Source organism: Cesiribacter sp. SM1 (genome assembly GCF_020178975.1).
Classification (GTDB): Bacteria; Bacteroidota; Bacteroidia; order Cytophagales; family Cyclobacteriaceae; genus Cesiribacter.
Genome location: NZ_JAHXBU010000094.1, coordinates 696,068 through 719,848 on the forward strand (window position 1 = coordinate 696,068; position 23,781 = coordinate 719,848).

Here is a 23,781-nt window from a genome sequence, read left to right on the forward strand (position 1 = left end):
CTGTGTCTGTGCCTAAACTTTAAGATTATTGTTGGCTGGTATTGTATTATCTGCATGTTAGCCTGCTGGTGTAAAATGTAAGTATCATCTACATCTTCAAGCTTTTGAGTACAGAATATACATCCTGCCTATACTTCTGTATATACCTTCAATGCAAACTTTAGCAGCTCCTGGCTTATTTTAAGCCCGTGCATATCGGTTGTTGCCTGATTTACTTCAAATTTCCAGCGGCCATCATTCAGAATAAAGTTGATGGCACTGCCCTGTTCGGCAAGGCCGGATTTTTCACTGATGATAAGGGTGGGCGAATTGGCCAGTTTGGTTCTCATGGCAGCAAGTTCTTTGCTCTGCCCTGACGGTAAGAATATCATATGGCAGTCTTTGATCTCATCGATGCTGTTATACACCACCACTTCAATAGGCTTTCCATTAACGGTTTTTGATGCTGCCATCTCTTTTAATGGAGTGGTAATGCCCGATTTTCCGAGTACACCAATTACAAAGCTGTTACCCTGCGTATTGTCGGGCCACTTAATGTATTTTGTAAAGTTGTAAATGAAAACGGTGTGGAATTTATAATCCGTTCCCTGGGCCTTTACCCCATGTTGTAACAGCAATATAAACGCTGCTGCTACCAAAGTTATCAGTCTTGCCTTTTTCATACCTATCTAAAAATGATGTTCTTCAAAATTAGAGGCTTAGCTTAGGTAAAACTGCTCATAGTTGCCGCTTATCTTAATCAGGTAATAAAAAGACGTTCTGTGCAGGGATTTGCACACTTGCAAGAAAGGCAGTGGCTCTTGTTTTAAAATGTTTTTAGCCGGCAGGCGTTAAGCTTCGTACATTATAGTATTTTTGTAGTGTAATTGTTAGTAGGTATGCGAGATAAGTTAGACGCCATCCGTCATAGGTTTGAAGAAGTAAGCCAACTGATCATACAGCCGGAGTCTATGGCTGATATGACTAAATATGGCAAGCTTAGCAAAGAATATAAAGACCTGAGCAAAATTGTTAAAAAGTATGATGAGTACCTGCAGGTAACCGGTAACATCAAACAGGCCAGGGAAGTACTGAATACAGAGAAAGATCCGGAGTTCCGGGAAATGGCAAAGATGGAGCTGGAAGAGCTGCAGCCCCGTGAGGAGGAGCTGGAGGAAGAGCTCAAGAAAATGCTGGTGCCCAAAGATCCCAACGACGATAAGAACGCTATCCTGGAGGTACGCGCCGGTACTGGTGGCGATGAAGCGGCAATCTTTGCAGGCGACCTCTTTAAAATGTACCAGCGCTTTTGTGAAAAGCAGGGCTGGAAAATGGAGGTGCTCGACCTTACCGAAGGTACTGCCGGTGGTTATAAGGAGATTATAAGCATGGTGAGCGGGCCCGAAGTGTACGGCCTTTTAAAATATGAGTCGGGCGTACACCGCGTGCAGCGTGTGCCGGCCACCGAAACACAGGGGCGTGTGCATACCTCTGCGGCAACAGTAGCAGTGCTGCCCGAGGTAGAAGATGTAGAGGTGGAAATCAATATGAACGATGTTCGCAAAGATACCTTCTGCTCCAGCGGCCCCGGCGGCCAGTCGGTAAACACCACCTACTCGGCCATTCGCCTTACCCACATTCCAAGCGGACTGGTGGTAAGCTGCCAGGACGAGAAATCGCAGATCAAAAACTTTGAAAAAGCCCTGAAGGTACTGCGCAGCCGCCTCTATGAAATGGAGCTTAGCAAGCACAATGCCGAAATAAGCGCCCAGCGCAAATCCATGGTAGGCAGCGGCGACCGCTCCGACAAGATCCGTACCTACAATTACCCGCAGAGCCGGGTAACCGATCACCGCATTGGCTATACGGTTCATAACCTGCCAACGGTAATGGAAGGAGAGATCTTTGATTTTATTGAACAGCTGCGTATGGCCGAGCATACCGAAAAGTTAAAAGAAGGATCGGACAACGCTTGAAAATCCGCCAGCTCACATACCTGATACTGCTGTTACTGAATGCTTTTGCCTGCCTGCCCGAAGAAGAGGTGGTGCAGCATGAAGCCGTTGGCCTGCAGTTAAGTACCGATACTGTTTTTTTTGATACACTCTTTGTTACCGAACGCAGTGTTACCAAAAGGCTTCGGGTATTTAACCCGGGCAATAAGGCCGTAGTGCTTGAGTCTATAGCACTGGCAGGAGGGGCCGAATCGCCCTACACCCTGTTAGTGAATGGCAGAAGGGGAAAGAGCTTTGGCGAACAGCGCCTGCTGGGAGGCGATAGCCTGCTGGTGCTGCTGGAAGCACAGCTGCCGGCCGGTACCAGTCCCGAACCACAGCTTATTTCAGATGCGGTGGTGCTCATCAACAGGGGTTACCGGCAGGAGGTGCCGGTGGTAGGCTGGGGGCAAAATGCCCAATTTATTGGCGATGTGGTGCTGGGCTGCAATACAGTTTTTACTGGTACCACCCCTTATGTTATTGAAAAATCCATACTGGTAGACTCTGCCTGCTCACTTACCATTGAAAAAGGAGCAAAGCTCTACTTTAAGCCCGGAGCATTCCTGTATGTACGGGGTACTCTTATTGCCGAGGGAGACTCAAGTAAAACCGACCGCATTCTGTTCCGAAACCACCGGCTCGATCTGCAGTACGAAAACCAGCCGGGGCAGTGGGGCGGCATTATGATACTGGAAGGCAGCACAAGCAATTACCTGCGCTACTGCGACATACGGAATGCAGAGGTAGGTGTAAGGGTAGGTAGCCCGGATGATAACGACGAGCCTGACCTTAGGCTGGAGCACTGCCGGCTGGAGAACCACCTGCAGGCGGGAATTCTGTGCTATACCTCAGACCTGGTAGCCGTAAACACCCTGGTTGCAAATTGCGTGGGCCCTGCTGTGGCCAACCTGGCAGGTGGCAATTACAGCTACACCCACTGCACTTTTGCCAACTTTTACACCGGGCAGCGCGATGCTCCTGCCGCTGTTTTTGCAGATAATACGGTACTCGATAACGATGAGGTGCTGATGGCAGATCTTAGGCTGGTGCTGCAAAACTCAATTATCTGGGGTAACTTATCGGCTCCAAACGAGTTACTGATAGATAACAGTGGGGGTGCAGTGGTGGCAGTGCTGCTGGAGCATAACCTTATCCGCAGCAACAACAGTGCCTATGCCGCCGGGGGCAACCTGCTGGAGACCAGCCTGGGCTTTGTAAAGTTTCAGAACCCGGGTGCCTATAATTTCAGGCCCGATAGCCTGTCGCCGGCAGTAAATGCTGCAATGCCTTTAGGTGTGGAGTATGACCTAAGCGGCAAAACCCGCGATAGCCAGCCAGATATTGGCGCCCTTGAGTTTATACCAAGAAAATAAATTCACTCTTATAGAATTGCCGTGGTAGAATTTTTTCAGCAGGAACTAGAATTACCGGCCTTCAACAGGGGCTACCATATCATTACCCGTCATATTGTGGAGAACTGCTCTTTCCTGCCGCAACTGGAAACAGGCATTCTGCACATATTCATACAGCATACTTCGGCCTCTCTCACCATTAACGAAAATGCAGATCCAAGTGTGCGGGAAGATTTCAAAAGCTACTTCGATAGGATTGCCCCTGAAAATGCTTCTTACTACACCCACACGCAGGAAGGATCTGATGATATGCCTGCCCATCTGAAAAATGCCTTACTGGGTTCTTCACTTTCCATACCTGTTAGCCAGGGCAGGCTTAATCTTGGTATATGGCAGGGAATTTACCTTTGCGAGCACCGCAATCGGGGCGGTAGGCGCAGGCTGGTGTTAAGCGCCTGGGGCAACAGCCGTAATAAGCTTTCTTAAGCAGTAGCTTGCCGGAAGCAAACCCCTGATGCCTGCAGGATTACCTGCAGCAGCCGCCGGTATGGCTGTAACGTAACAAGCCGGGCCAAACCACGTAAAATATTGTAGAATTGCGGAAAAACATTTTCTGTTTTTTTCAATTCTTGTTGTAAGCACTTACTGATGGACAATCAAGAAAGGCCATTACAGTAAGCATCTCCCTCTCTACTCCTTAAGCCAGGGTCAGCACCAATTTTTTATGCTGATGGCTATCCCTTTCTTTTTTTAAACCAAAACATTAAAAACAAATGGCTGAAATCAGAGTAGAACCAAAACGAAAAGCACCTATCTGGCCCTGGATTGTGGGCATTTTAATTCTTTTAGGCCTTATATGGCTGTTGGCAGAAGCCTTCGACAGAGATGACGATGAATATGAAAATGACAGAATAGAAGACGACAGAGGAATAGAAAATGATACTGTAGGAAGTGTTTCTACAGACGAAGAAGGTGGTAAGCTGGTGTTGAACATTAGCCGGCCCCTGGATTCAGAAAGTGAAGTTGCTGCATAAAACCTGTAGCACATCTAAACTAAATCGCTGCTTCAGCTAAACAGCCATCAGTGATTTACAGTATTCAATAAACACAGCTAAAGCAATTTTTTAAATTTAAAGAAGATAGTGATGAAAGATAATGATAGAGATCGCGTAAACGATCGTACCCGCACAGGAGATAGTTACAGAGATAATGCTGGCACAACCAATAACCTGGTTCGCCTCAAGGATGCAGATGATCTTAAGATCGTAAAGCATGATTCTGATGTGCGCGGCTGGCCGGTGCTTACCTCAGATAATATGGAAGTTGGTAAGGTAGATGAACTGATTGTAGATACAAATGCAATGAAAGTTCGCTACCTGATCGTTGATTTGTACGACGACTATGCAGCCGACAAAATTGACCATTACCTGTTGCTGCCAATAGGTGCAGCGCGTTTGCATGAGAAAGACAACAAAGTATTGGTGAGCGGTATCAAAACCACTACCGTACTAAACTATCCTGTATACCGCGATACACCCATTACCCGTGAGTATGAACAATCCATCAGAGGTTTTTTTGATCGTGGGGGTGTTATGAACAGCTCCTCAGGAGCCATAGCAGGTACACCTGGTGCCGTTGCCGGTACCCCATCAAACACCATTCCTTCCAATACCATGGACAGGCCCAGCGCCGAGAGAACCATTGTTCGTACTGATGAGGACCACATTCATGGAAATGTAAGCGACAGACCCCGTAGCATGAGCAATACAGACACTCCTGCTACTGGCAGAACCATTATTCGTACCGACGAAGACCACATCTATGGACATGCAACCAATGCATCGGATGATGTACATGGTACTACCTCCAGGCACGATGTAGAAAGCTCTCATATGCAGGATCCCGACCGCATCGGCGACGATACCCGTGCCGATACTGATTCACTCTCCGGCAGAAGCGACAGACTGCGTGGTGAGCGCCGTGAGCCATTAACAGGCAACAAGCCATTTGGTACACCAAACTTTAGCACGCCGGCAGATTTTAACGAGCGTTCACAAACCTCAGGTTTAACGCCACGTACCGGTAGCCTGGAAAACAAGGAAATAAACATGGGGCCTAGTGGTGCCACTAAAGATGAGTGGGATGCGCAGCGTCCGCACCACCAGGAGGGCGACTGGAACGAAACCTCCAACCTGAACAGCTCCACCAGTCTCTCTAATGATGCCAAGCGTGGATCTAATATGGGTAACATAGAGAACCGCCCGCAGTATCATACCGACCGGGAACGCCTGGCATCGCCGGAGCACGTAACCCGCAGACAGGGAGATCCTTCTACAGACGATTTCTACGACCATGAGCATTTCGATGAGGAAGTGTTCTACGTGCGTCGTCGCAGGAAAGAAGACTAAGGAATAATACGTTTTCTCCTTTTAACAGAAAGCTGCTTGTGTGTTCATAAGCAGCTTTCTTTTTAGCGTATGTTCCTGGTGAGGCGATAGTAGTCGAAGAGGGTGGTTCTGAATACTTTTCTGTCTGTAGGTTTATCCATAAAGGGCAGGGTAGTGGAATCGGTAGACAGAAAAAACTGCTGGCCCTGCTGCATACCCTCATAAAGCTGGCTGGCAAACCGCAACTGTTCCATTTTATTATTGCTCTCCAGAATATATTCGCCTTCCTGCTGCTGCCGATCCCGCCACTTAACAATGAGCGGCCTTACTTCGCCTAACAGTTCATTTGCTTCCAGAACAATGTAAGCTTCGTCGTAGCGCCAGTTAACCACCAGCGCCGGTATCAGCAGCGGGTAATCTGCCTCCTGGGTGCGATCCTGGTGCCTGAAAATATCGAGCTTTGCCGCTTTCAGGTTCTGGTAATCGTATTCGGTTCGGCGTAAATTCCTGAAAAAAAGCTCTGCATCGTCGGTGGTGGCGAAATGAAGGCTATCTCTGTTTACCCGCTTTTTTGTGTCGGTATCGCAGGCAAACAGCAGGAGCAGGAGAATGGTAAAGCAAAGATTTCTCATCAAGAAAATAAACCACTGAAGGCGTTCTTGGTTCCATTTATCAAGTAATAGCCTACCTTGGCATATAAAAACCGTTAAATTTAGAGCACAAAATAGATTTTTAAGAATGAAGACGATTTTGACCTATGTCGCCAGTCTGTTTATGCTGGCAAGCCTTAGCTCTTGTGGTTATAACACCATGGTTTCTAAAGAAGAAGCAGTAGCTGCCCAGTGGGCGCAGGTAGAAAACCAGTACCAGCGCCGGGCCGACCTGGTGCCAAACCTGGTAAATACTGTTAAAGGAGCTGCAGATTTTGAAAGAGGTACACTAACAGATGTAATAGAAGCAAGATCCAGGGCAACCTCTATTCAGGTAAATGCGGAGGAGTTAGACCCTGCGCAGATCCAGCGTTTTCAGGAAGCGCAGGAGCAGTTAAGCGGTGCACTTAGCCGGTTGCTGGTGTCTGTTGAGCGGTACCCGGAGCTAAGAGCCAACCAGAACTTTCTGGAGCTGCAGGCCCAGCTGGAGGGTACGGAAAACCGTATAGCCGTAGAGCGGGGCCGGTTTAATGAGCGGGTGCAGGATTATAACACCTACATCAGGAGCTTTCCGCAGAATATATTTGCCGGCATGTTCGGGTTTGAGCGCAAAGGCTTATTTGAGGCACGGCCTGGTAGTGATGTACCACCAACCGTTGAATTTTAGTGCCTATGGCTAAGGATAGTTTAACAGAGCAGGAGCGTAAAGCTGTAATTGCAGCCATTGAGGATGCTGAAATGGCAACCTCCGGTGAAATACGGGTGCACCTGGAAAATCACTGCAAGGGCGATCATATGGATCGTGCAGCAGAACTGTTCTCCATGCTCAAAATGCATAAGACCGAACTGCGCAATGGTGTACTTTTTTACCTGGCCCTGAAAGACCATAAATTTGCCATTCTGGGTGATAAGGGAATCAATGAAAAAGTGCCCGAGCACTTCTGGGAGGATATCCGCGATCACATGCGCGGATTATTTAAAGAAGGTAAGTTAGCCCAGGGTTTATCAGAAGGTATTCGCATGGCAGGCGAACAGCTGAAGGCACACTTCCCTTACCAGAAAAATGACCGCAATGAACTGTCCGATGATATATCTTTTGGACAGTAACCAAGAAAAGAAAATGATGAGATATCCTATAGTATTGCTGGTATTGTTGCTTTGCTGTCTGACGGCTTTTGCACAAGTGCCTGCAGACGAATTACCCCCGCGGCCCAATCCGCCAATGGCGGTAAATGACCTGGCAAACACCATGAACAGCAGCCAGCAGCAGCAGCTGGAGCGAAAGCTGCGGAATTATAACGATACTGCCAGCACTGCCATTGTAGTAGTTACCATACAGAGTACAGGTGCCTATGAAATTGCAGACTATGCTACTGCCCTGGGCCACGCCTGGGGTGTGGGCCGTAGCGATGTGGATAATGGTGTGCTTATTCTGGTGGCGCTTAAAGACCGTGAGGTATGGATTGCTACGGGATATGGCGTTGAAGGTGCTATACCCGATGCCATTGCCAAAAGGGTGGTGGAGCAGATCATTAAGCCCAGGTTCAGACAAAACGATTATTACGGAGGCCTTAACGAAGCAACCTCCGCGCTAATGAGCTATGCCGCCGGCGAGTACAGCGACCTGGCTACTGGCCCGCAGCAGGAAAGGCAGACCCGGCAGGATGAGGGCAGCCCTGTTGGCCTGATCATGGCGCTTTTTTTCCTGATCTTTTTTATTATTCTGCCCATGCGGGCGGCGCGCAGAGCACAGCGCAGGCACCTTACCGGTAAACGGGGTGGGGGTGGCTGTATGGGACCATTAGGTACGGCTATTTTGCTAAGCTCTATGGGCCGCAGAGGCGGCGGCTTCGGTGGAGGCGGCGGTTTTGGCGGGGGCGGGGGCGGCGGCTTCGGCGGCTTTGGCGGCGGCGGTTTTGGTGGCGGCGGTGCTGGCGGCAGCTGGTAACAGTTGGTAGCAGGGCTGGTCACTGTAAAGCGAGTTTTGGACAGGTGGCCATGCTATAAAGCCCTAATTCTGTAAACAATAGCAGCGCTTTTAAATTTATTTTAGCAGCGGCTCTGTACAAATACTGTACAGGGCGCTGCTATTTTTTTACTATAAAACCATAAGCCATGAAAGCTGCTATTATAAAACGTTACGGCTCTGCCGATTCTCTTCGTATCCAGGATATGCCCCGCCCCAGCCTCTCAGATGATGAGGTGCTGGTTCGGGTACGGGCCACTTCCATAAACCCGGTAGACTGGAAGATCCGGGAAGGAAGCTTAAAGTTTTTAACCGGTAAGGATTTTCCTAAAGTACTGGGCTCTGACTTTAGCGGCGAAATTGTGGAGGCTGGTGCCAATACCAATGGTTACGAACCCGGCCAGCTGGTGTACGGTATGAACAATGCTGTAAAAGGGGGCGCTTATGCCGAATACCTGGCAGTTAAAATCAGTAAGCTGGCGCCAAAGCCTACCAGCCTGAGCCACGAAGAGGCCGCTGCTGTACCCATGGCTGCCCTTACTGCCCTGCAGGGGCTGAAGAAAGGCGGTCTTAGGGCTGGGCAGCACATCCTGGTAAATGGTGCATCGGGTGGTGTAGGCTCGTTTGCCGTGCAAATAGCCCGTGCCTACCATGCCAGTGTAACGGGCGTGTGCAGCAGCCGGCATGTAGAGATGGTGCAGCAGCTTGGTGCAGACCGGGTAGTTAATTACGAAGAGGAGTCTCCCCTGCCCAATACCCCAACCTACGATTTGATTTTTGATGCGCACGGCACCATGTCGTTCAGCAAAGCCAGAAAAGCGCTGCGCGAAGGGGGGCAGTTTGTTTCTACCTTACCTTCTGTAGATAAGGTTTTCTGGTCGGTAGCCTCTAAAGTTATGGGTGATCAGGGCTCGCACATTATTCAAGTGAAGGTGAATCCCACCGACCTAAGCGAACTAAGAACACTGATTGATGATGGGCAGATTAAGCCTTTTATCGACAGTGTGTTTCCGCTGGAGGATATAGACGAAGCCCACAGGAAAAGCGAAGAAGGCCATGCCAGTGGTAAAATTGTAGTGAGCCTTTACGCTGAAGATACTGGCAAAAAGTAGCATGCTTTACTATTGCTACGGGTGCCAGCTATTTAAAATATAACAGCTAATGATAGCAATACCACCCGTAGCAAGTTGGTGTTTTGCTATTTGCAATGGGTTAGCCAAATGTACACGCTGCTTATGTGTGGCCGCCAGGATGTGGAGCAGGTTTTGTGTTTTCTGTAATTTAGCTAAGTTAGCAGAGAGCTGTTTAGCTGCTGATGCCAGACTGGCACTATTTTGGATTAAGTTATAAAATCTTAGCTCAGCTGCAGTACTGATACTGCTTTGTATTGCTGCGGCAGAGTTGCTATTGATCCTTAATCCTGTGTATTATGAAGATGTATCTAAAAGCTGTGCTTGCAGGCTTGTTTATCCTCCAGAGTTTTGTTGCAGTGGCGCAAAACAGGAGCGCTGGTCAGGAGGTGCTGATCATTATTAATGGTGAGCCGGCTACTGAAAAGGAACTGCAGGCAATAACAGAAAGAGAACCTTATGAGATCCAGTATCTTTCTCCGCAAAAAGCGCAGGCGCTTTATGGCCCTGCCGGCGCAAAGGGTGCTATGCTTTTAACCACAACCCCAGTGAGAAAAGCAAACAAGCCGCTGGTGATATTAAATGGGAAGCCTGTTCCGGCAGATTCTCTTAAGCAGCTGCCCTTTAAAAAAATAGATGTGCTGCGTGGCCGCCAGGCTATAAACCTGTATGGCCCTGCAGGAAAAGATGGTGTTTTGCTGGTAGAGGCCGAGGCTGAAAAAACGGATGTATGGCTGGAAATTGTTAATAAAAAAGGCAGACCGGTAAAAGGTGCACAGCTCCTGGATAAAGATGGAAATGTGCTGGGCACTACAAATAAGTGCGGATTAGCACTGTTAGAGAATTTTACAAGGGGTAACAGCGTTACAGTAAAGAGTAAGAGGTATCAGACACTTCAGCTTGATATTTCGGATCGGAAACAAAAAATTATACTTTCAAAATAAAGCATTTGGTACATGCATAAACCCAACAAGTTTTTATATCAGCTTCTGGCCTTTGCCCTGGTTGTTGGTATCAACGTATCCTGCGAAAAAGATGAGGCAGTAGAGCCAGTCAATCCTACTCCCACTCCCGAAACAGAAGAACCTGATTTGCGCCTTGAGACCAATAACTGGATCTATGACGTAATGAAGGAGGTATACCTCTGGGAAGATGAGTTACCCGCTGCGCCAAATTTTGAGCAGGAGCCCGAGGAATTCTACAACGACCTGCTCTCTTCTAAGGACAGGTTCTCCTATATCATTGCTGATTACCAGGAGCTGATGAATAGCCTGAATGGCGTAAGTCGTGAGGCTGGGTATGAGTTTATGCTCAGCAGGTCTGGTGAAGATAATGTGGTGGCAATTGTGTTGTACGTAAAGAAAGATTCTCCAGCCCAGGCAGCCGGTCTGAAAAGGGGAGATGTAATTACGAGCATCAACGGACAAACCATCACCATGTCTAACTACCAGGACCTGATTGCAGCGGCCGGAGAAAACCATACTGTTGACTACCGCCGTTTCAACGAAACTAAAAATGCTTATGAAGCACAGGCTGGTGTGTCGCTGGCAGCAGTTGAGCTATCAGAAAACCCTAATTACCTGGATACGGTGTATGTAGCACCTAATGGTAAAAAGGTTGGTTATTTTGTGTATAACTTCTTTTCTCCGGGGGTAGGCAATACCAGTGAGTATGATCAGGAAATGGATAACATCATTGCCGATTTCAAGAGCAAGGGTGTAAATGAGCTGGTGCTGGATTTGCGCTACAACAGTGGCGGTGCTGTATCATCTGCAGCAAATCTTGCCAGCCTGGTGGGGCAGAATGTAAACAGCAGCAAAGTATTTTACGAAAACCGCTGGAACCAGCTTTACCAGGACTACATCAGCAGCAGGGCCGATGGCGATGACATTTTAAGGGGCAAGTTCCTGACAAAGGATGTTACCATTGGTAACGATTTAGCCTCTGGTACCATATACGTACTGGTGGGTTCAAGAACTGCATCGGCCAGTGAGCTCATCATTAATGGACTGAGGCCTTATATGAATGTGGTAGTGATTGGCGAACAAACCGTAGGTAAAAATGTGGGTTCAATTCCTATTGAAGATGAAGAGAACCCCGACAACCACTATGGCCTGCTGCCAATTGTGTTCCAGATCTACAACAGCCAGGGCCAGTCAGACTATGCAAATGGCTTTACACCTGATGCCGGAAGCGAAATAGATGAATTCAGCCTGTTTCCTTTTAAGCAGCTTGGAGATATCAATGAGCCTCTGTTAGCACGTGCCCTGGAACTGATCAGCGGAGAAGGTGCCAGAATTTCTACCAAGGCAGCACGTAATCTTGATCCTATGACACCAATTATGTCGTCGATCGATAAAAAGACCAGGACCAACAGGCTTATTCTCGATAAGGCGCCACAGTTATAAGTAGACTTTTGTAGAGTAAATAATTTAAGCAAAAAAGCAGGATGTACTCCTGCTTTTTTGCTTTCTGCCTGCGGTAACTGCTGCTTTAAATTATGGGATGACGTTGAAAAGGCTTTGTCTGATCGAAAAGATAGCGGTAGGTAACCAGCTGACGGCTTTGCTCCGCCCCTAAATGCCTGGATATATTCAGCATTTTCGGATTAAAATCGCCCTGCCACTGCAGCTCCACACTCTTATACTTTGTGGAGGTTTTAATTACCTTTTCTGCCTCTACAATCATAAAATAATCTACGCCAGTTCCCTGAAATTCGGGTACAATGCCATAGGCCAGGCCTACAAACTTGGTGCAGAAGCCAGCCTGCTTCATCAAAAGAAATTTAAGCTTGGCCAGCAGGTTAAATTTGCCTCCCAAGTGCTTTACAATTCCATTTATATCGGGAATGTTCAGCCACATGGCAACAGGTGTTTCGCGGTGGTATGCAAACCAGACCAGTTTCTCATCCATAATTGCTTTCATAGATGAAAAAAGCTTGTAAGCCTGTGCCGGACTCATTTCTTTATTGCCTTCGTGCTTAGACCATGCTTTGTTGTAAACCGTGCAGAAATCTTCAGAGAATTTCCTGAGCTGCGATTTTTTTACATGTACGGCCCGGAAATCGGGATCAGCCGCAAATTTTTTATGAGCCTGGTAAAATTTTTCCTGCAGCTGTACTGACTGGCTGGCAACAGGCAGGCTCCAGCAGATCTGGTTATAAAAGTTACGAAAGCCGTAGGCTTCAAATAAGCGCTGGTAGTAGGGCGGGTTGTAGTTCATGGTGTACAGGGGCGCCTGAAAGCCCGACACCAGCAGGCCCCACCACCTGTCGCGCTCCCCAAAGTTAATGGGTCCATCCATTGCCTCCATGCCTTTTTGCTGCAACCATTGGGCGGCTGTATCGAATAGCTGGTTGGCAGCATCCTGCTGGTCTGTGCAGTCAAAAAAGCCAATACCCCCCACCGGCATACCATCGCCCTTGTTCCTGTAACGCTTGTTTACAAAGGCAGCAATGCGGCCTATGGCTTCTCCGCCTTCGTCGTAGAGCAGCCAGCGAATGGCTTCGCCATGCCTGAAGTACTTATTTTGGGCGGGGTCAAATATGCTGTTAATGTCTTTATCGAGCGGCCTGATCCAGTTTGGATTGTGCCTGTTGCGGTTGATATGCACCTGCAGGAATTCCTTCTCCTGATGCTTATCCGTTACCTCCACTACTACCCTCCTGGGGTATGTTGTTCTTTTGATTTGGATAGCCTGCATGGTAGTAAAAGTATGCGTACTAATATAGTCCGGGCCTGCTCACACCGGAAATTCTGCTCTTCTGGAAAAAATGCCGCGTTCTAAGGCCGGTGCAGCTGGTTAATACAGAAGTTGCTTAAGCAAGCAGTCAAACTGTATCGGAGCATAAAGGTCGGCAAAATTCTAATAAGGTTTAAAAAGAAATTGCCTTAAATGCAGGCAGGTGTTACTGCGCTTTTTTGCCAATAACGGCCACACAGTTAGGAATGGTAAAGAAGCGAATAAGTTTGTGGTGCTGCAGGCCGGCATCTTTTTGCCAGCGTTTCATTTCCCTGATTGTGTAGGTGCCGGCCGTGCTGCTGAGGGCAAAAAAGAGATCGCTGCTGCTGCCAATCAGGTCTGAGTTTGTCTTTGGTTCAGGCCTTACAAAATCCATGAGCACATAGTAGCCTCCCGGCCTTAAAGCTTTGAAGATTTTTTCTGCGATAAGCGTATTCTGGGCTTTGCTGAAGTGGTGGCTAAGGCTCGACATAAGCACAAGATCATACTGCTGCTCCGGCAGACTGTCTTCCAGTATATTGCCGGCTTTATGTTGTACCTGATCGCCCATTCCCTCCTGTTCCAGGATTGGCTTTGCCCAGCGTATGGCCTCCGGTAAATCCATAATAGTGGCCTGTAGTGCTTTTTGCTTCCGGCACAGTGCTACCGAATGGAGGCCGTGCGAGCCGCCTATGTCCAGCATCTGGCTGGCCCCGCGGGGAACAGGTACCCGCTTGCCCACCTCCCTGCTTTGTGCGCGGGCTGCAGATGCCATGGCATCCTGGTAGTAGCTCCACTCCTGTTCTTTCAGGATGGTATGAAAGCCCAGTCCTTTGCCTGTTTTCAAGAAATCGCCCAGGTGATTCATCCAGTGCCAGCACACCCGGTTATCCAGTATCATCATGGCTGCTACAGAATCGGGGCTGCTGCGGAGCATCCACTTGCGGGAGAGTCTGGTGAGCTGCCACTGCTCCTTTTTGTAGGCTACATAACCGGCAGATGCCAGCACGTTCAGCAGGCTTTGCAGGGCCATTTCGTTTAGCTCCAGCTGCCTGGCCAGCTCCTGTAGCGAGAGGGGAGCATCTTCAAGGGCTTCAAAAATACCTGTATCTGTTGCTTCCAGCACTGCCCGGGATAGTATAAAAGCAATATGGCTATGGCCTAATGGCGTGGGCACAAGCCTGGATTTAAGCGCCAGCCATTCAAGAGGATTCTGCGCTATGGCATCTAATTTCATAAAGGGAGATATGGGGTTACGGTTAGGTAACAAAATTGTAGGCTCCGGGTTGTGGAAAAGTGAATGCTATTGCAGAACTTGTACACCATGAATACCAATACAAAGCCTGCAGTTGCCCTTGTGGCCCATGATAATAAGAAAAGAGACCTGGTAGAATGGTGCCAGCATAATAAAGCGCTGCTGCAAGAGTATCAGCTATTAGCCACCGGTACTACCGGAAAACTAGTGGCAGAAGAAACCGGTCTGGAGGTAAAACGTCTCAAAAGCGGCCCATTGGGTGGTGACCTGCAGATTGGCGCTATGATAGCCGAAGGTACTGTAGATTATTTAATTTTTTTGTGGGATCCGCTGGAAGCACAGCCCCACGACCCGGATGTAAAGGCGCTGCTAAGAATTGCTGCGGTCTGGAACATTCCCGTTGCCTGTAACCGTGCCACTGCCGACTATATCTTTACCTCGCGCCTGCTGAACGAAAAGTACGACCGCAAGCACCCCGATTACGCAGATTACCTTAACAGAAACATTGATACCGAAGAGGAGGCTGAAAAAAGCTAGCCTAAACTCCTGCAGGCCTGTGCTGGTTATGGAGGTATGAAATTACCCCTATCATTTTTTTTGCTGAAGCTGCTTGCTTTGGCAGTATTGGCCGGCAGCTGTAATCGCGAAAGCGCTGCAGATGACGATGCAGATACTATAGTTATTACGACGCCCGGGCAGGATACTACTGTTGCAGATACCCTAACCCGACATGCAGATGATGGTGTGGCCGTAGAAACCCCGGCTGATGAGCCGGTGCCCGAGGTTGTGGAAGAGGAGCAGGCAAAGCAACCAAATGCGCAGCCAGCGCGCGAAAAGCAAAAACAGCCATCAACAGCAGAGCGAACACCCGCTAGCGGCAATACACAGGCAGGTGCCCCTGCTGTAGGCACACCTGCTCCACCTTCTGATGGAGGAGTACTGCAGGAGGGCAGTTACCGCCTGCAGAGCGTGCAGGGAGAGGGGCTTCCGCTGGTACTCGATATGACCACCGACTGTGATACCAAGCTAATGAGCGGAACGCTGCAGCTGCAGAATGGCCGCTTTCAGTTCAGGAGTACCGCGGCAGAGGTATGTGGCGGCCAGACCAGAAAACAGGAGGAGCATGCTGCCGCCGGCAGCTACAGGCTGGATGGCAACCGTATCTTTTTAAAGGTTGAATCAGGAGAAGTATTAGGCGATGCGGCAGGCGTGGTAGAAGGTAATGCCATCAGGCTGCAGCAGATCAGCAACGACGAAGAACAGCAGGAAGTAGACTGGCTGTTTGAAATGTAACAGCGCAGCAGCTAATAACATGAAAAAGCCTTCTCCCATAAAGAGAAGGCTTTTTGGTTAAAGTTGGAAAAATAGACTTTTGTTGCTTTAAGCTTATTCCTTGATAAACTTCTGATTATAGGTTGCTCCGCTTTCACCCTGTGAACGCAGGGTATAGAGGCCTGCTGGCAGGGCAGATACATCTACTGTAAGTTGCTGGTTTTCTGTTAAGCGGCCCTTCCATACTTTTTTACCTGTAATATTGTATAGAATGGCGGTGGCAGATTTTTCACCCGCAAGTTCGATATGCAGCACATCTTTACCGGGATTGGGGTAGAGGCTGATGCCGGCAGCAACAGCATCTGCCTGGTAACCAACCAGCGGCTGTTGGCTGGTGCGCAGATCTGCCAGACGAGTACTGCCGCAGCTACCTTCAAATACCTTTACATTTCTGAAGTAGGAGGTTTGCTGGGCATAGCGGTCGTCGTCGCCTACAAATACCAGTTTGGTGAAGTTACCTGTAAAGAAACTGCCAACGGGTATGGTATACTTTTTCCAGCTGGTGCCACTGTAGTTGTCGTAGTTGGCAATGCCCAGGTTCTGATTACCATAAACCCTAAAGGTGGTTTCAGGGGTGATCTTTTCATCATTATCGAAAGAAATGCCCTGCACCTCTCCCATGCGGGTACTGCGGTATTCAAACTCCAGCACAGTATTGGCAGTAACAGTGTAGCTGAATGGAATTTGCTTCCAGGTATTGCCACTCACAAAAAGGGTGGCGCCATTATCCTGCACCTGGTAAGTGCCGCCGCCTTCCTGGTCGGCAAAGCTGCTCACGCTGTAGTTGCTAAAGTTTAAGGCTGTGCAGGCGGGCGTACTGCTACCGCCGCTTCCAAGGCAAATGTTTTTGGTTTCTGTTGCGCCAAAGCTGCCGGCGCTGCTGGCCAACACCTTGCCGCTGGCATCGGTAAGGCTGTAGTTTCCGTTGCCGTGGGTACAGCAAATACCATCTCCGTAGGCATCGGTAATAACAAAATCGTAGCAGCCGTCGGGCAGGCAAAAAGTTTCGTTAATGGTTTGGACGGCCGTGCTGTAAGGGCCTCCCGCAGCCACAATGCTGCCGTTACTGGCCTTTAGCTCCCAGCTTGTTTCTGTGGGGTAGTTATCAAGTACCAGTTTTAACTTTACCTCATTGGTGGTGCAGGTGGGGGCAGGTGTGGTGGTTCCTCCGCCTCCCAGTCCGCGGGAGGTTAGCAGGCTTGCCCGATAGCCGCCGTTTCCGAACATGGCCTGCATACGGGCCTTCTGGCCGGCTGTGAACAGGTTCATGCAGGCATCATCAGAATAATCCATATAGTTCTGCACCATATCTGTGGTGCCGCAGCTGCTGTGGCCTATGGCACAGCCATAGTTGGGGGCATCGGAGGGGGGCGTATCGTTCACATTGTCATCAACACTGCAGCCACCATCGCCCCAGATATGGCGCAGGTTTAGCCAGTGGCCCACCTCATGGGTAGTAGTACGGCCTTTATTGAAGGGAGCGGTTGCTGTGCCGGTGGTGCCAAAATACTTGTAGCTGATCACTACGCCATCGGTAGTGGCAGGACCGCCGCCGGGGAACTGCGCATAACCCAGGGTATTGCCGCTGAGGTTACACACCCAGATGTTGAGATAGCTGTCGGCTGGCCATGCATTACGGCCTCCCCTGTTGGAGAACTTTACTGCATCGTCTTTGCTGAAGCTGGTAACACTGGTTGAGGTGCGTGTAATGCCGGTGGTAGAGGTGCCCATGTAGTTGTGGGTTGCCAGTTTAAACTCTATTCCCACATCGGCTGCCTGGCTCCAGGTGTTATCAGCATCGGCATTGGTGCGCCTGAAATCTTCGTTAAGCACTTGTATCTGGCTCCTGATCTGTGCATCGCTAATGTTTTGTGTACTGTTATTATATACCACATGCACCACTACCGGAATGGTGATGATGCCTGTTGCAAGCCCGGCTCCCTTATGTTTCTGGATAAACCTGGCCGTTTGCTCTTCAATAGCGTTTAAAACCCTGGCCCTTGCGGGATTTTTGGCGATCTGCTGCTCCAGTACTTCCATGGCAGAGCAATTGCGCTGCAGGGGTATGTCGTTTTGCTGGCCATATGCGGCTGACAAGAACAATAAATTTGCGGCTAAAACAAGTATAAATGGCAGCTTATTTATAGAGTGTGCTGGTAGATGTTTTGTCATGCGTGTGGATTAATATAGGGTAAGTTGTTTTATATCAGTAGTGTTGGCGAATCATATTTTGCATGAGCACATTTATTTTGTATTGCAGCATGTTGTATTTTGTAACTATTAAATTAAATAAAATAGCTGCAATTCAAGTATTTATTATTCTTTTTATTGAATATAAATAAAAGATAATCAGTGTTTTAACGCTAAACATATTGCTTTGCTTAGCAGGTGCGTCTGCTGCAGCCGGGGCTGCCAAAGCTGCAGATTATACTCTTTTTGCTCTTTAAAGGTTCTGCTGTTTATTAATTCTTCCTTTCATCAGGCTCTATTACCGCTCATCACATTCACCAACTTTCTGTGCAACCACTGCCGGCTTAGGCTCATCTAAGATGCAAATACCAGCATAACAAGCTTAGAACAGGGAAATGGACATTTATCACCACAATTGACCACTTATACAAAGTACCTTGTTATGCAAACTAGCTTGTTATACTTTACATTACTTTTTAGCACAACCCCATTAGCCATGAGACCAAGACATTTACTTTTCCTAGTTCTTTTAGCTGCCAGTACAGCCAGCGCTTTTGCACAATCTACCTTAAAAGGTAAGGTTGTGGACGACAAAAATAAACCAGTGGAGTTTGCCACTATTATGCTGTTGGATGTGGCAGACTCTGCCCTGGTGAAAGGAGCCATCAGTGATTCTGCCGGCCAATATATACTGCCGCAAATAAAGGAGGGGCGTTACCTGGTATCTGCCAGCATGATGGGTTTCGATAAGGCCTGGGCAGGACCGGTTACAGTTGCTGGCAGTGCTGCACAAAGCCTGCCCCAGCTGCGCCTGCAGGAAATGGTGGAGCAAATGAAGGCTGTTACAGTGGTAGGGCAAAAGCCAATGGTTGAGCAGCATGCCGACCGCATGGTAGTAAATGTGGAGGGAAGCATTCTGGCAACAGGGGGTAATGCCCTTGAGGTGCTGGAGAAGTCGCCGGGAATATCCGTAGACCAGGATGGTAACATAAGCCTGAATGGCAAGCAGGGAGTAACGGTAATGATTGATGGCAAACGCACCTATCTCTCCAGTGCCGATGTAGCCAATATGCTCAAAAACATGACCAGCGATGCACTGGAGCAGGTAGAGATTATTACCAACCCTTCTGCCAAATACGATGCAGCCGGTAACTCGGGCATCATCAACATCAAAACCAAAAAAGGAAAGAACAACGGCACCAACGGGAGCATTAGCCTTGGAGCAGGCCATGGCCGTTTTGAAAGGGCCAATACCGGCCTGACCCTCAACCACCGCCAGGGCATTGTGAACGCCTTTGGCAGTTATAACTATGGCCTGAACCGCGGCTACCAGGACTTAAATATTTACCGTACCGCCGTAGATGAGAATGGTGTAAACACATTTGAGCAGAATAACTACATGCCTAACCATTGGAGAGGGCACAACTATAAAGCCGGCGTAGATATATTCCTGAACAAAAAGAACACCCTGGGTGTGATGGTAAACGGCAGCTTTGGCATCTGGGGCTCTAATTCAGATAATGAAGCATTGCACAGCATTGTGGGTAGGGGCACTGAAAGACTGATTAGTACCCGGGGCGATATTGACGAATCTTACAGCAATACTACCATTAACCTGAATTACCAGAGAACATTTGAAAAGCCCGGACAGGAGCTAACTTTCGATATAGATTATTCGCACTACAAAGGCCGTAACGATAACTTCTTCGATAACCGCTTCAGTTATTATGATGAAAGGCCCGACAGTGTTTTTCTGCTGCAAAGTGCTTCTCCTTCCGACATTGATATATGGGTGGCAAAGTTAGACTACAGCCTGCCTGTTGGAAAGAGCAAGATAGAAATGGGTGCAAAAGCCAGTTACGTATACTCTGATAACGATGCCCGTATAGAAAAGCAGGAAAACGAAGGGAACTGGGTAATGTGGGATAAATTTACAAACGACTTTCTGTACCAGGAAAACATAAATGCAGCCTATGCAAACTGGAGTGGTGCTTTTGGTAAAACTACTGTAATGGCAGGTTTGCGGGCGGAGCATACCTGGTACCAGGGTGAGTCTGTAAAAAACGATAGTACGGCAAAAAATGAGTACCTGTCGCTCTTTCCCAGCGTTTTTGTGCAGCGCCCTATCAATGAAAAAAATACACTGAACCTTTCGTACAGCCGCCGGGTAGACCGCCCCTCTTACCAGGACCTGAACCCATTCTACTACCTGTTGGATGTAACCACCTATGGCAAAGGAAACCCGCTGCTGCAGCCACAGTTTACGCATCAGTTGCAGCTTAGCCATACGTTTAACCAGGCAGTTGTAACCAATCTTTCGTACAGTATAACCGATGGGCCCATGACGGAAATACTGGAAACAGAAGGCCTGGATGCTTTCCAGACAAAAAGAAACCTGGGAACACGCAAAAACTGGAGCCTGAACATGTCGATACCAGTACCTGTAGCCAAATGGTGGAATATTCAGAACAACCTAAGTGCCTACCATAATAAGTATGAAGGACAGTATCTTGAGCAGAATCTGGACATCGAGCAGTTTACTGCCAGCATTTACATGATGAACAACATAAAGCTGCCTCATAATTTTTCTGCAGAGTTCTCGGGCTTTTACAGAACACCTCAGGTTTGGGGTATCATGAAAATCAACAGCCAGTACATGGTGAATGCCGGCGTGCAGTACAGCTTCTGGGATAGCAACGCCAGTTTAAAACTGGGTGTTAACGATATTTTCCGTACCATGAATTTTTCCGGAGAATCTATCTTTGGAGAAAACACAATAAAAATAAACAACCGCTGGGATAACCGCAGGGTGAACCTGACCTTCAATTACCGCTTTGGTAATAAAGATGTTAAGCCTGTAGGTCGCAAAAGAGGTGCTTCTTCTGACGAGCAGGACCGCATCAAAAGCAGTGGTAGCTAAAAGCATTGGTTAAAGTTGGAAAGTTGAAAAGGAGCCCCTGTGTCGGGGGCTCTTTTTTTGCGCCACTATATGCCGGTAATGTTTGTAATGATGGTGGCATACTTTGGTGAATATATGTAAGTGCTTACATACAATGTTAAAGAATGTTAAAATAGCTGCTTTGGCACCTATTGAATAAGGTAAATAGCTTCATTATCATCTTATTTTGCCGTTCCTCAAAATTTGTTAGTGCTTACGTGTAATGAATAATACCTTTATTCAGTCTATTAAAGTAGTTAAAACTCCTGTGGCTACTGTTCATCACTAAAAACTACCGTTTATTGCAAAGTACCTTGTATAGCCTATAAGCATTTTTGACCTTAGCATAAAGATTGCCACTCCAACTACCAATGCATATGATCAATAAACCTATACCCCTTCTATGTCTGTTGCTCTGTATGGCAACAGCCGCTACGGCTCAGACTAACCTAAAAGGTAAAGTTGTAGATGAGAATAATAAGCCTGTAGAGTTTGCCACTGTAATGATCCTGAACGCTGCCGATTCTGCCATGGTGAAAGGTGCTATAAGTGATGCAGAGGGAGCATATATATTTCCGCAGATAAAAGAGGGGCGCTACCTGCTATCGGCCACCATGATGGGGTATGCCAAGGCCTGGGCTGGACCGGTTACAGTAGCCGCTGGCAGTGCTCCCGGCCTGCCACAGCTGCAGCTGCGCGAAAATGTGGAGCAGCTCGATGCGGTAACCGTTGTAGGCCAGAAGCCAATGATTGAGCAGCAGGCCGACCGTACCGTGGTGAACGTAGAGGGCAGTATACTGGCCAGTGGCGGCAACGCGCTGGAAGTGCTGGAAAGGGCTCCGGGGGTTATTGTAGACAAAGACGATAACATAAACCTGAATGGCAAAAATGGTGTGATTGTAATGATTGATGGCCGGCGCACCCGCATGTCGGGTACGGAGGTGGCAAACCTGCTGCGTAATATGCCCAGCGATGCCGTGCAGCGGGTTGATATTATTACCAACCCATCGGCCAAATACGATGCAGATGGTAATTCAGGAATTATTGATATCCGCACCAAAAAAGGCAAGAGCGATGGCTTTAATGGTACTATCAATGCCGGTACCGGTTATGGCCGCTACGAGAAAGCAAATGGTGGCCTTAACCTTAACTACCGCAAAGGCAACTACAACTGGTTTGGTAACTACAACTATAACTACGGCCGCCGTTTCAGCGAAACCTTCCTGGACAGGAGACTGCAGTACAACAATGAGCAGATTATCTTCGACCAGAATAACACCCGCCCATTTACCTCGCACAACCAAAGCTTTAAGGCAGGGGTAGATTATGCCCTGAACGATAAAAATACCTTTGGCATTTCGGCTACAGGATTTGTAAACTCCTGGAACCTTAGCCTTAACAATAACACCTACCAGTACAGGGCAGCAGATAACCTGCTGAAAGAAGAGCTGCTTACCAGGGGTACAGTAGAAAACAGCATGAGCAACTACTCTTTCAATGCCAACTACCTCAGAACTTTTGGCAAGCCCGGACATGAGCTTACTGCAGATCTTGAGTACACGCTTTTCAATGGCGAGAAAACAGATAATATTACCAACAGCTCTTTTTATGCAAATCCGGAAGATAATGAGCGGGAGGTAATTACCAGCCTTACCCCTTCAGATATTGATATTGTAGTAGGTAAACTGGATTATACCCTGCCACTGGAGAAGGGTAAGGTAGAGCTGGGTGCTAAAACCAGTTTTGTTACTACCGATAACGATGTGCAGTTCTATAATGTGCTTGGTGAAGACAGGGTGGTAGACGCTGCCAGAACCAATCATTACCTGTACAAAGAGCGTATCAATGCTGCTTATGCTAACTGGAGCCGACAGTTTGGCAAGCTAAGTGTGCAAACAGGCCTGCGGGCAGAGCATACCTGGTACGAGGGTAATTCCATTACCCGGCAGGAGGTGCGCACCAGGGATTATCTTGAGTTTTTCCCAAGTGCTTTTCTGCAGTATAGCATCAGCGAAAATCACCAGGCTGGTTTATCGTACAGCCGCCGCATCGACAGGCCCTCTTACCAGATGCTGAACCCCTTTGTGTACCTGCTCGATAAGTATACTTACTTCCAGGGAAATCCCGATCTGCAGCCGCAGTTTACCAACCAGCTGCAGGCCAACTACACCTTTAAGAAACTATACAGCCTGAATGTAGGCTACAGCCATACTGCTGAAGTGTATACCCAGGTGCCTGAGCTAAACAAGGAAGATGAGCGCTACAGTTATTCGACCATGAAAAACCTGGCCGACCTCTATAACATGAGTGTGAATATCAGTGCGCCCTTTGATTTTACAAAGTGGTGGAGTGCCCAGAATAGCTTTAGCCTGTTCCATAACCGTTACAAAGGTCCGCTCCTGGGTGAGCAGCTGGATATTAACATGCTCTCCTATAACCTGAACATCATGAACCGCTTTAAGCTGCCGCATGATTTTTCAGCAGAGTTAACTGGCTTTTACAACTCGCCGCAGGTATATGGCGCCATGCGCTCCAGGGAAATGTGGGCTATCAATGCAGGTGTTCAGTACACCTTCATGAATAAAGCAGCCACTTTAAAGCTTAATGTAAACGACATTTTCAGAACCATGCGCTGGCAGGGCACGCAGAATTTTGCCGGTGTGGATATGACCATTCTTAACCAGTGGGAGAGCCGCCAGGCCCGCCTTACCTTTACCTACAATTTTGGTAATAAGGATGTGAAGCCAATACGCCGCCGCAAAAGTGCAGGAGAAGAAGAGCAGCGCCGCCTGGATGGAGGCAACCAGAATTAACAGCATTCAAGCCTTATGCTTTGCAGGGGCAAACTGCCGGCAGCAAAGCTTTTTAAGCTATAAAAATCTTTT

Annotated in this window: 20 protein-coding genes; 15 read left to right on the plus strand and 5 right to left on the minus strand. The window is 48.2% G+C overall.

Features of this window, described 5'->3' with window-relative positions; all coding sequences use genetic code 11:
* Window positions 1-128: 128 nt before the first annotated feature.
* Window positions 129-662 (minus strand): YfiR family protein, encoded by a 534-nt coding sequence (locus KWJ01_RS27060; RefSeq protein WP_225000267.1) that lies wholly within the window; start codon window positions 660-662, stop codon window positions 129-131.
* A 216-nt stretch (window positions 663-878) separates the two neighbouring features.
* Between KWJ01_RS27060 and prfA the strand changes: the two genes are divergently transcribed.
* The 5 genes from prfA (at window position 879) to KWJ01_RS27085 (ending at window position 5,736) form a co-directional block, all read left to right on the plus strand.
* On the plus strand, window positions 879-1,955 hold the full coding sequence (gene prfA, locus KWJ01_RS27065) for a peptide chain release factor 1 (RefSeq protein ID WP_225000268.1): 1,077 nt from the start codon (window positions 879-881) through the stop codon (window positions 1,953-1,955).
* Window positions 1,952-3,349, plus strand: coding sequence for a right-handed parallel beta-helix repeat-containing protein (locus KWJ01_RS27070; RefSeq protein WP_225000269.1), 1,398 nt, complete (start codon window positions 1,952-1,954; stop codon window positions 3,347-3,349). The genes prfA and KWJ01_RS27070 overlap by 4 nt, the downstream gene beginning before the upstream one ends.
* Before the next feature lie 21 nt (window positions 3,350-3,370).
* Window positions 3,371-3,814 carry a secondary thiamine-phosphate synthase enzyme YjbQ gene (locus KWJ01_RS27075; protein ID WP_225000270.1) on the plus strand — a complete coding sequence of 148 codons (444 nt, stop codon included), beginning with the start codon at window positions 3,371-3,373 and terminating at the stop codon, window positions 3,812-3,814.
* 287 nt (window positions 3,815-4,101) lie between these two features.
* Entirely contained in the window at window positions 4,102-4,362 is a 261-nt protein-coding gene (locus KWJ01_RS27080) for a hypothetical protein (RefSeq protein WP_225000271.1), read from the plus strand.
* A gap of 111 nt (window positions 4,363-4,473) precedes the next feature.
* Complete coding sequence (locus tag KWJ01_RS27085; RefSeq protein ID WP_225000272.1) at window positions 4,474-5,736, plus strand: PRC-barrel domain-containing protein; 1,263 nt, start codon at window positions 4,474-4,476, stop codon at window positions 5,734-5,736.
* 62 nt (window positions 5,737-5,798) lie between these two features.
* On the opposite strand, the gene KWJ01_RS27090 is transcribed toward KWJ01_RS27085, so the two are convergent.
* A complete protein-coding gene (locus KWJ01_RS27090) occupies window positions 5,799-6,347 on the minus strand; it encodes a hypothetical protein (RefSeq protein ID WP_225000273.1) in 549 nt (182 codons plus the stop codon).
* Window positions 6,348-6,453: 106 nt separating this feature from the next.
* Here KWJ01_RS27090 and KWJ01_RS27095 point away from each other — a divergent pair, with 106 nt between their 5' ends.
* From KWJ01_RS27095 to KWJ01_RS27120, 6 genes are all read left to right on the plus strand, one after another.
* Window positions 6,454-7,032 carry a LemA family protein gene (locus KWJ01_RS27095; RefSeq protein WP_370634793.1) on the plus strand — a complete coding sequence of 193 codons (579 nt, stop codon included), beginning with the start codon at window positions 6,454-6,456 and terminating at the stop codon, window positions 7,030-7,032.
* A 5-nt stretch (window positions 7,033-7,037) separates the two neighbouring features.
* Window positions 7,038-7,472 carry a TPM domain-containing protein gene (locus KWJ01_RS27100; protein WP_225000274.1) on the plus strand — a complete coding sequence of 145 codons (435 nt, stop codon included), beginning with the start codon at window positions 7,038-7,040 and terminating at the stop codon, window positions 7,470-7,472.
* 13 nt (window positions 7,473-7,485) lie between these two features.
* Window positions 7,486-8,313, plus strand: a complete 828-nt coding sequence (locus tag KWJ01_RS27105) for a YgcG family protein (protein WP_225000275.1) — start codon at window positions 7,486-7,488, stop codon at window positions 8,311-8,313.
* Window positions 8,314-8,480: 167 nt separating this feature from the next.
* Window positions 8,481-9,443, plus strand: a complete 963-nt coding sequence (locus tag KWJ01_RS27110) for an NAD(P)-dependent alcohol dehydrogenase (RefSeq protein WP_225000276.1) — start codon at window positions 8,481-8,483, stop codon at window positions 9,441-9,443.
* A gap of 317 nt (window positions 9,444-9,760) precedes the next feature.
* Window positions 9,761-10,405 (plus strand): hypothetical protein, encoded by a 645-nt coding sequence (locus KWJ01_RS27115; protein ID WP_225000277.1) that lies wholly within the window; start codon window positions 9,761-9,763, stop codon window positions 10,403-10,405.
* Between the two features lie 12 nt (window positions 10,406-10,417).
* A complete protein-coding gene (locus KWJ01_RS27120; RefSeq protein ID WP_225000278.1) occupies window positions 10,418-11,869 on the plus strand; it encodes a S41 family peptidase in 1,452 nt (483 codons plus the stop codon).
* An 85-nt stretch (window positions 11,870-11,954) separates the two neighbouring features.
* Here the strand turns inward: KWJ01_RS27120 and KWJ01_RS27125 are convergent, their stop codons facing one another.
* Both KWJ01_RS27125 and KWJ01_RS27130 read right to left on the minus strand, forming a co-directional pair.
* Window positions 11,955-13,163: a hypothetical protein gene (locus KWJ01_RS27125; RefSeq protein WP_225000279.1), complete on the minus strand. Its 1,209-nt coding sequence runs from the start codon at window positions 13,161-13,163 to the stop codon at window positions 11,955-11,957.
* 205 nt (window positions 13,164-13,368) lie between these two features.
* Entirely contained in the window at window positions 13,369-14,418 is a 1,050-nt protein-coding gene (locus KWJ01_RS27130; protein WP_225000280.1) for a class I SAM-dependent methyltransferase, read from the minus strand.
* Window positions 14,419-14,505: 87 nt separating this feature from the next.
* Here KWJ01_RS27130 and KWJ01_RS27135 point away from each other — a divergent pair, with 87 nt between their 5' ends.
* Window positions 14,506-14,973 carry a methylglyoxal synthase gene (locus tag KWJ01_RS27135; protein WP_225000281.1) on the plus strand — a complete coding sequence of 156 codons (468 nt, stop codon included), beginning with the start codon at window positions 14,506-14,508 and terminating at the stop codon, window positions 14,971-14,973.
* A gap of 78 nt (window positions 14,974-15,051) precedes the next feature.
* On the plus strand, window positions 15,052-15,729 hold the full coding sequence (locus KWJ01_RS27140; RefSeq protein WP_225000282.1) for a hypothetical protein: 678 nt from the start codon (window positions 15,052-15,054) through the stop codon (window positions 15,727-15,729).
* 93 nt (window positions 15,730-15,822) lie between these two features.
* On the opposite strand, the gene KWJ01_RS28155 is transcribed toward KWJ01_RS27140, so the two are convergent.
* Entirely contained in the window at window positions 15,823-17,865 is a 2,043-nt protein-coding gene (locus tag KWJ01_RS28155) for a M43 family zinc metalloprotease (RefSeq protein ID WP_304502777.1), read from the minus strand.
* Between the two features lie 589 nt (window positions 17,866-18,454).
* Between KWJ01_RS28155 and KWJ01_RS27155 the strand changes: the two genes are divergently transcribed.
* Both KWJ01_RS27155 and KWJ01_RS27160 read left to right on the plus strand, forming a co-directional pair.
* Window positions 18,455-20,878 (plus strand): outer membrane beta-barrel protein, encoded by a 2,424-nt coding sequence (locus tag KWJ01_RS27155; protein WP_225000283.1) that lies wholly within the window; start codon window positions 18,455-18,457, stop codon window positions 20,876-20,878.
* Between the two features lie 395 nt (window positions 20,879-21,273).
* Window positions 21,274-23,709 (plus strand): TonB-dependent receptor domain-containing protein, encoded by a 2,436-nt coding sequence (locus KWJ01_RS27160; protein WP_225000284.1) that lies wholly within the window; start codon window positions 21,274-21,276, stop codon window positions 23,707-23,709.
* Window positions 23,710-23,781 lie beyond the last annotated feature (72 nt).

Coding starts and splice junctions, on each gene's coding strand:
- KWJ01_RS27060 (WP_225000267.1), bottom strand. CDS start 662: ATGAAAAAGGCAAGACTGATAACTTTGGTAGCAGCAGCGTTTATATTG.
- prfA (WP_225000268.1), top strand. CDS start 879: ATGCGAGATAAGTTAGACGCCATCCGTCATAGGTTTGAAGAAGTAAGC.
- KWJ01_RS27080 (WP_225000271.1), top strand. CDS start 4,102: ATGGCTGAAATCAGAGTAGAACCAAAACGAAAAGCACCTATCTGGCCC.
- KWJ01_RS27085 (WP_225000272.1), top strand. CDS start 4,474: ATGAAAGATAATGATAGAGATCGCGTAAACGATCGTACCCGCACAGGA.
- KWJ01_RS27090 (WP_225000273.1), bottom strand. CDS start 6,347: ATGAGAAATCTTTGCTTTACCATTCTCCTGCTCCTGCTGTTTGCCTGC.
- KWJ01_RS27095 (WP_370634793.1), top strand. CDS start 6,454: ATGAAGACGATTTTGACCTATGTCGCCAGTCTGTTTATGCTGGCAAGC.
- KWJ01_RS27100 (WP_225000274.1), top strand. CDS start 7,038: ATGGCTAAGGATAGTTTAACAGAGCAGGAGCGTAAAGCTGTAATTGCA.
- KWJ01_RS27105 (WP_225000275.1), top strand. CDS start 7,486: ATGATGAGATATCCTATAGTATTGCTGGTATTGTTGCTTTGCTGTCTG.
- KWJ01_RS27110 (WP_225000276.1), top strand. CDS start 8,481: ATGAAAGCTGCTATTATAAAACGTTACGGCTCTGCCGATTCTCTTCGT.
- KWJ01_RS27115 (WP_225000277.1), top strand. CDS start 9,761: ATGAAGATGTATCTAAAAGCTGTGCTTGCAGGCTTGTTTATCCTCCAG.
- KWJ01_RS27120 (WP_225000278.1), top strand. CDS start 10,418: ATGCATAAACCCAACAAGTTTTTATATCAGCTTCTGGCCTTTGCCCTG.
- KWJ01_RS27125 (WP_225000279.1), bottom strand. CDS start 13,163: ATGCAGGCTATCCAAATCAAAAGAACAACATACCCCAGGAGGGTAGTA.
- KWJ01_RS27130 (WP_225000280.1), bottom strand. CDS start 14,418: ATGAAATTAGATGCCATAGCGCAGAATCCTCTTGAATGGCTGGCGCTT.
- KWJ01_RS27135 (WP_225000281.1), top strand. CDS start 14,506: ATGAATACCAATACAAAGCCTGCAGTTGCCCTTGTGGCCCATGATAAT.
- KWJ01_RS27155 (WP_225000283.1), top strand. CDS start 18,455: ATGAGACCAAGACATTTACTTTTCCTAGTTCTTTTAGCTGCCAGTACA.
- KWJ01_RS27160 (WP_225000284.1), top strand. CDS start 21,274: ATGATCAATAAACCTATACCCCTTCTATGTCTGTTGCTCTGTATGGCA.